The 7,015-nt window shown below is 58.0% G+C and carries 7 protein-coding genes; 6 read left to right on the forward strand and 1 reads right to left on the reverse strand.

Annotated features, from left to right (window positions below):
- Positions 1 to 309: 309 nt before the first annotated feature.
- Complete coding sequence (locus tag ACOCD2_RS09530; protein ID WP_293647100.1) at positions 310 to 450, reverse strand: entericidin A/B family lipoprotein; 141 nt, start codon at positions 448 to 450, stop codon at positions 310 to 312.
- A gap of 163 nt (positions 451 to 613) precedes the next feature.
- Between ACOCD2_RS09530 and hisC the strand changes: the two genes are divergently transcribed.
- The 6 genes from hisC to ACOCD2_RS09560 all read left to right on the forward strand — a co-directional run bounded on the left by hisC (position 614) and on the right by ACOCD2_RS09560 (position 6,771).
- Positions 614 to 1,735 (forward strand): histidinol-phosphate transaminase, encoded by a 1,122-nt coding sequence (gene hisC / locus ACOCD2_RS09535; RefSeq protein WP_293647102.1) that lies wholly within the window; start codon positions 614 to 616, stop codon positions 1,733 to 1,735.
- Positions 1,732 to 2,616 carry a prephenate dehydrogenase gene (locus ACOCD2_RS09540; RefSeq protein ID WP_293647104.1) on the forward strand — a complete coding sequence of 295 codons (885 nt, stop codon included), beginning with the start codon at positions 1,732 to 1,734 and terminating at the stop codon, positions 2,614 to 2,616. Before hisC ends, ACOCD2_RS09540 begins: the two co-directional genes overlap by 4 nt.
- A gap of 3 nt (positions 2,617 to 2,619) precedes the next feature.
- Positions 2,620 to 3,942 carry a 3-phosphoshikimate 1-carboxyvinyltransferase gene (gene aroA, locus ACOCD2_RS09545; protein WP_371414989.1) on the forward strand — a complete coding sequence of 441 codons (1,323 nt, stop codon included), beginning with the start codon at positions 2,620 to 2,622 and terminating at the stop codon, positions 3,940 to 3,942.
- Positions 3,935 to 4,612 (forward strand): (d)CMP kinase, encoded by a 678-nt coding sequence (gene cmk, locus ACOCD2_RS09550; RefSeq protein ID WP_293647108.1) that lies wholly within the window; start codon positions 3,935 to 3,937, stop codon positions 4,610 to 4,612. The genes aroA and cmk overlap by 8 nt, the downstream gene beginning before the upstream one ends.
- 113 nt (positions 4,613 to 4,725) lie before the next feature.
- Positions 4,726 to 6,414, forward strand: coding sequence for a 30S ribosomal protein S1 (gene rpsA, locus ACOCD2_RS09555; protein WP_293647110.1), 1,689 nt, complete (start codon positions 4,726 to 4,728; stop codon positions 6,412 to 6,414).
- A gap of 51 nt (positions 6,415 to 6,465) precedes the next feature.
- On the forward strand, positions 6,466 to 6,771 hold the full coding sequence (locus tag ACOCD2_RS09560) for an integration host factor subunit beta (protein ID WP_293647112.1): 306 nt from the start codon (positions 6,466 to 6,468) through the stop codon (positions 6,769 to 6,771).
- The last annotated feature ends 244 nt before the right edge of the window (positions 6,772 to 7,015 follow it).

The raw sequence follows: 7,015 nt of genomic DNA on the forward strand, positions 1-7,015 counted from the left end.
TTAAGTGAATGGAGGGCAGATGTACGGAAAAATGCCGCATCGGCCTGCCGGAATGTGGTTTCAGGGTGGAATCCCGGGAATACAGGAATTGCGGGTAGAAAATGAGCCTGAATGACCGGCTCAGGGCAATGCAAAGCAATCTGACAAACAGAAACGTTGGTCAGAAAGAATGATGTATTGGGGCAAGTACAGCGTCAGCAGGATATCGACCACAGGCTGCTGGCGGAAAGAGTGACGCAGGGAAGGAGGATGTCCCTTCCCTGGTTCATTTTTTTGACGGGGAAACGTAAGGTTTCCCCGTCAATGAAATCAGTGTTTTTTCGCTGTGTTTTCGATGGCTTCGCCACCTTTCTGGATATCCTTGCCGACGCCTTCCACGGTGCTGCAGCCGCTGAGACCAAACAGGGAAAGAAGAGAAAGGAGCATGGTGACAATGAGGACTTTTTTCATGATATTTTCCTTGCTGTTGATGGTTACAGTCAGGCTGAATGCTATCGTATTGCCATTGAAAAAACCAGAGAGGTCAATGCCCGTGCAATTTCTGTTTCACTGCAGCATCCGCCCCTGAATTCGGGTTAGAATAGATTGCTGTTTTTCAGGGTTCACCCGGATTATGACCGATTTTTCTATATTGACCGCGCCAGGCATCAGTGACCTGCAGCCCTATGTTCCGGGGAAACCCATAGAGGAACTGGAGCGAGAGCTAGGTTTGTCGGGAACCATCAAGCTGGCTTCCAACGAGAATCCCCTGGGTCCCAGTCCCCTGGGTGCACAGGCTGCTGCCAATGCCATCGCGGGCATCAACCTGTACCCGGATGACAGTGGTTACAGGCTCAAGGCGAAACTGGCGGGCATTCATGGCCTTGAACCGGAGCAGCTGGTTTTGGGCGCCGGTTCCAGCGACGTGATCGACATGGTGGCGCGAAGCTTCCTGTCGCCAGGCCGCAATGCGGTATTTTCCCGTTACAGTTTTGCCATGTACCCTATATATACGACGGTGGCGGGAGCGCAATGCTGGGTCGCCGATGCCTTGCCGCCGGATCATCAGGATATGCCCTACGGCCACGATCTGGATGCCATGGCCAAATTGGTGGACAACGATACCCGGGTGGTTTTTATTGCCAACCCCAACAATCCCACGGGTACCTGGCTGAACCGGGAAGCGCTGCACACCTTCCTGCAGGCATTGCGCGAGGATGTGGTCGTGGTGCTCGACGAGGCCTACACCGAGTATGTCAGTCATGAGGATTTTCCTGACGGCGTGGCCTGGCTGGCGGAATTTCCCAATCTCATCGTCACGCGCACCTTTTCCAAGATCTATGGCCTGGCCGGGCTTCGTATCGGTTACGGCATGGCGGGTGCGTCCCTGATCGATCTGATCAGCCGGGTGCGCCATCCTTTCAATGTGAATATGCCGGCCCTTGCCGCCGCCGAGGCAGCCCTGGATGATGTGGAATTTCTGCGCCGGAGCCGTGAGAACAACGCCCAGGGACTGGCGCAGCTGGCCGCCAGATTTGAAGCGCTCGGACTGGACTACATTCCTTCTGCGGGAAATTTTATCACCGTCGATCTTCGTCGAAATGGCGGTGAAATCTACCAGAAGCTACTGGAAAACGGCGTGATCGTGCGTCCTGTGGTCAACTGCTGCCTGCCCACGCACCTGCGGGTCACCGTGGGAAGCTCCGAAGAGAACGAACGTTTTCTGCGAGTGCTGGAAAAGGTGCTGGCCTCATGATCCGGAAACTGGCCGTTATCGGTGTCGGGCTCATTGGCGGCTCTCTGGCGCGCGCCCTGCGAAAGGCTGGCAAAGTACAGGAGATCGTCGGTTGTGGCCGTGGCAAGGCCAATCTGGAAAAGGCCCTGGAACTGGGTGTGATCGACAGCTACACCCATGATATCGGTGAAGCAGTGGAAGGTGCCGATATGGTGTTCCTCGCCGTTCCCCTGGGTGCGATGAAAGATGCCTTTGCCGCCATGGTCGGGCATCTGGCAGTAGATGCCGTGATCACCGATGGCGGCAGCAGCAAGGCCAGCGTGGTTGCGGACGCCGGGGCAGCTTTTGGTGAAGTGCCTGCCATGCTGGTGCCCGGGCATCCCATTGCGGGTACCGAAAAGAACGGTGTGGAAGCCTCCTTTGCCGAGCTGTATCAGGACCGTCGTGTCATTCTGACGCCCACGGAAAGTACCGATCCCGAGGCGACTGCCCGGGTGAGGGCCATGTGGGAAGCCTGCGGTGCCGAGGTCAGCGAGATGACAGTCGGGCACCATGATGAGGTGCTGGCCGCGACCTCGCATCTGCCGCACATGCTGGCTTTCGGCCTGGTGGATGCCCTGTCGCGCATGAAGGAGAATGACGAGATCTTCCGCTATGCGGCTGGCGGATTTCGCGATTTTACCCGTATCGCCTCCAGCAACCCGGTCATGTGGCGGGACGTCTGTGTCGCAAACGGCCCGGCTCTGAGCAAGATGCTGGCCGCCTTTGCCGAAGAGATGAATGACCTGGCGCAGACCATCGCCGCAGGTGACGGCGAGCATCTCCTGGAAGTGTTTTCCCGCGCCAAGGAAGCGCGGGACCGTTTCGTGGATGGGCTGCCATCCAGACAATCAACCGAGTAGATCATCTTGTCCCATTCAAACATCCGTTTTCATGCCCGCAGCGGAGGCGCCCTGAAAGGCCGCTTGCGCGTTCCCGGTGACAAATCCATTTCCCACCGTTCCATCATGCTGGGTTCCCTGGCAGAAGGCACCACTCATGTGAGTGGTTTCCTCGAAGGTGAAGACAGTCTGGCTACGCTCAATGCTTTTCGTCAGATGGGGGTGAATATCGAAGGTCCGGAGAATGGCCGGGTGGTGATCTGCGGAGTAGGCATGCACGGACTGAAAGCGCCGCAAACGCCACTGGATCTGGGCAATTCCGGCACTTCCATGCGCCTGCTCTCCGGCCTGCTGGCCGGGCAGGGGCTGGATCTGACCCTGACCGGCGATGCTTCCCTGTCCAGCCGTCCCATGCGCCGGGTGACAGAGCCCCTGAGACTCATGGGCGCCAGGGTGGACACGACGGATGCCGGTACCGCCCCCCTGCACATCAGGCCGGTGCCGTCTCTCAAGGCCATCGACTATGAACTGCCTGTAGCCAGCGCCCAGGTCAAATCCTGTGTGCTGCTGGCGGGGCTGTATGCCGATGGCGTCACCTGTGTGACCGAATCGGCCCCAACCCGGGATCATACCGAGCGCATGCTGCAGGGCTTCGGCTATGCACTGCAGCGTGACGGCAGCCGCGTATGCCTGAAAGGCGGTGGCAAACTGATCGCCTGTGACATCGACGTGCCTGCCGATATCTCCTCGGCGGCCTTTTTCCTGGTGGGAGCCAGCATAGCGCCGGGATCGGATCTGACGCTGGAGCACGTGGGTATGAATCCCACCCGGGATGGCATTATCAACATCCTGCGTCTCATGGGAGCGGATATCGAAGTGAGCAACGAGCGCAGTGTGGGCGGTGAGCCGGTGGCCGACCTGCGTGTGCGACACGCGCCTCTGAAAGGTATCCGCATTCCCGAAGACCAGGTGCCCCTGGCCATCGACGAGTTTCCTGCCCTGTTTGTGGCGGCGGCCTGTGCAGAAGGGGAGACCGTGCTTACCGGTGCAGAGGAACTGCGGGTGAAGGAGTCCGATCGCATCCAGGTGATGGCGGATGGCCTGCAGACCCTGGGCGTGGATGCCCGGCCAACGCCGGACGGCATGATCATCCAGGGGGGGCAGATCCACGGTGGCGAGGTGGACAGCCATGGCGATCACCGTATCGCCATGTCCTTCGCCATGGCAGCCCTGCGGTCTGATGGAGATATCCATATCCGTGACTGCGCCAACGTGAATACTTCCTTCCCCGCATTCGACCGTATTGCCGGGGATGCTGGCCTGAAACTGGAGGTGGAGCATGGCTGAAATACCCATACTGACCATCGACGGCCCCAGCGGCTCGGGAAAAGGCACTGTAGCGGCGTGGGTGGCTGAGGTTCTCGGCTGGCATCTGCTCGATTCCGGCGCGCTCTACCGGCTCACGGGCTATGCGGCGCACAAGGCCGGTGTGGATCTTGCCGATCCGGCCGCAGTCGCGCCCATCGCCCGCAACCTGCAGGTGAATTTCGGCGATGGAAAGATTTTTCTGGATGGTGAGGATGTCAGCTTGGCCATACGCACGGAAACGGCGGGCAACAACGCCTCGAAAGTGGCTGCCGTCCCGGAAGTGCGGGCGGCCCTGCTGGACTGGCAGCGGGACTACGCGAAAGCGGCGGGCCTGGTGGCCGATGGCAGGGACATGGGCACCGTGGTTTTCCCGCGGGCAAAGGCGAAAATCTTTCTCGATGCAAGCGCGGAGGAGCGCGCCCGCCGGCGGTATAAGCAGTTGAAGGATAAGGGGATTGATGTTAACCTTTTCGGTCTCATTGCGGAAATCGAAGAACGGGATCACCGTGATCGGAACCGCAGTGTGGCGCCTCTGGTGCCGGCGGAAGATGCGCTGGTCATCGATTCCACAGACATGAACGTGGATACGGTGGTCGAACGCGTGTTGCAAGCGGTACATGAGGTTTATCCTGAAACCAGGACAGCATAACCAACTAAACCTGCTTTCCCTGAACGGAAAGTGTATTTTTTAACCTGAACCAATGGGTCTTTACCTGGACTCAACATGGGTGGCCTGCTCGACAGGTCGGAGTATTTTAACCAATGACTGAAAGTTTCGCGGAGCTCCTCGAAGAGAGCTTTACCAATACCAACCTTAAACCTGGTGCTATCGTTATCGGCACCGTCGTCGGCATCGACAACGAAAGTGTCATCGTCAATGCGGGCCTCAAATCAGAAGGCGTTATCCCCAAAAGCCAGTTCATGAATCAGGATGGAGAACTCGAAGTCTCCGTCGGTGATCAGGTGGAAGTTGCCCTGGAGGCTGTCGAAGACGGCTCCGGCATGACCCGCCTGTCCCGTGAGAAGGCCAAGCGCCATCACGCCTGGGCCAAGCTGGAAAAAGCCTTCGACAACGAAGAAATCGTTACCGGCCGTATTACCGGCAAGGTTAAAGGTGGTTTCACCGTGGATCTTCAGGATCTGCGCGCATTCCTGCCGGGTTCTCTGGTCGATGTCCGCCCCGTGCGCGACACCGCCTACCTGGAAGGGAAAGACCTGGAATTCAAGGTCATCAAGCTGGACCAGAAGCGCAACAACGTGGTGGTTTCCCGCCGTGCGGTTGTTGAACAGGAGTACAGTGAAGAGCGCGAGAAGGTACTGGAAAGTCTGGAAGAAGGCGTGGTCATCAAGGGTATTGTCAAGAACCTTACCGACTACGGCGCATTCGTGGATCTGGGCGGCGTGGATGGCCTGCTGCACATCACCGACATGGCATGGAAGCGCGTCAAGCATCCTTCGGAAGTGGTTGAAATCGGCGATGAGATCGACGTGCGCGTACTCAAGTTCGACAAGGAGAAAATGCGTGTCTCCCTGGGCCTGAAGCAGCTGGGCGAAGATCCCTGGGACAACATCATGCGCCGCTATCCCGTGGGCACCCGCCTGTTCGGCAAAGTCACCAATCTGGCTGACTACGGTGCTTTCGTGGAAATCGAGGAAGGCGTGGAAGGCCTGGTTCACGTTTCCGAAATGGACTGGACCAACAAGAACATCCACCCCAGCAAGGTCGTACAGCTGGGCGACGAGATGGAAGTCATGGTGCTGGATATCGACGAGGAGCGTCGCCGCATCTCTCTCGGCATGAAGCAGTGCAAGCCCAACCCCTGGGATGAGTTTGCCGACAGCCACAAGAAAGGCGATCACGTCACCGGCAAGATCAAATCCATCACCGATTTCGGTATCTTTATCGGACTGGATGGAGGTATCGACGGCCTAGTACACCTGTCAGACATCACCTGGGACGAGCCTGGTGAAGACCTGATCCGTGACTACAAGAAAGGTCAGGAACTGGAAACTGTGGTGCTGTCTGTCGATCCCGAGCGTGAGCGCATCTCTCTCGGCATCAAGCAGCTGGATCAGGATCCGTTCTCCACCTATCTGGCGACCCACGACAAGGGCAGCATCGTAACCGGTACCATCAAAGAAGTGGATGCCAAGGGTGCTACCGTAGAACTGGCTGAAGGTGTCGATGGCTACATCCGTGCTTCCGAGATATCACGTGACCGGGTTGAAGACGCCCGTACCGTGCTCAAGGAAGGCGAAGAGGTGGAAGCCAAGTTCACCGGCGTCGACCGCAAGAACCGCGCGCTGATGCTGTCCATTAAGGGCAAGGATTTCGACGAGGAAAAGGCGACCATCGAAAGCTACAAATCCGGCGGCGCTTTGGCGGGATCGGCCTCTCTGGGCGATCTGCTGAAAGACCAGTTGTCTGCCAGCAAGGATGACGGCGAGTAAAATCTGCACACAGGGCGGCTTCGGCCGCCCGTTGGAACACCGAGGTAACTGATGACAAAATCTGAACTGATCGAAGCGATTGCACGGCAGCAGACCCATCTCGCACACCGTGATGTGGAACTGGCCGTAAAATGCATACTGGAACAGATGAGTCAGTCGCTGGCCAGTGGAGAGCGTATCGAAGTGCGGGGCTTTGGCAGTTTTTCGCTGCATTACCGGCCACCGCGCATGGGGCGCAATCCCAAGACCGGCGAGCCTGTGGCCCTGGCGGGGAAATATGTTCCTCACTTCAAACCCGGGCGCGAGCTGCGAGAAAGGGTGGACAAGCGTTATCAGGAATCCTTGAAACAGTCCTGAGCGGATTGAGAAAAAATAAAAGCCGGCAAGATTGCCGGCTTTTTTATGTCCAGGGCACTGGCAACTGCATCCTGCGTTGCCAGCATTCCCTGCATCCATGCAGGTCATGGACGGGGCGAAAATTAGCCCGCATCGCTCACCGATCCCCTAGTTCCGGCGTTTTTGGGCGCCGGGACGTGGCCAAGATAGCCCGATAGCCCATTTCTCGTGCCAAGGTACTCGCCAAGAGAAGAGATTCTCGTGT

Origin of the sequence: Thiolapillus sp., from assembly GCF_048562965.1 — a bacterium.
GTDB classification, from domain to species: Bacteria; Pseudomonadota; Gammaproteobacteria; order Chromatiales; family Chromatiaceae; genus Thiolapillus; species Thiolapillus brandeum_A.

Bases quoted from the DNA above. Each gene is read 5' to 3' on its own strand.
- ACOCD2_RS09530 (WP_293647100.1), bottom strand. From the start codon at position 450: ATGAAAAAAGTCCTCATTGTCACCATGCTCCTTTCTCTTCTTTCCCTG.
- rpsA (WP_293647110.1), top strand. From the start codon at position 4,726: ATGACTGAAAGTTTCGCGGAGCTCCTCGAAGAGAGCTTTACCAATACC.
- cmk (WP_293647108.1), top strand. From the start codon at position 3,935: ATGGCTGAAATACCCATACTGACCATCGACGGCCCCAGCGGCTCGGGA.
- ACOCD2_RS09560 (WP_293647112.1), top strand. From the start codon at position 6,466: ATGACAAAATCTGAACTGATCGAAGCGATTGCACGGCAGCAGACCCAT.
- ACOCD2_RS09540 (WP_293647104.1), top strand. From the start codon at position 1,732: ATGATCCGGAAACTGGCCGTTATCGGTGTCGGGCTCATTGGCGGCTCT.
- hisC (WP_293647102.1), top strand. From the start codon at position 614: ATGACCGATTTTTCTATATTGACCGCGCCAGGCATCAGTGACCTGCAG.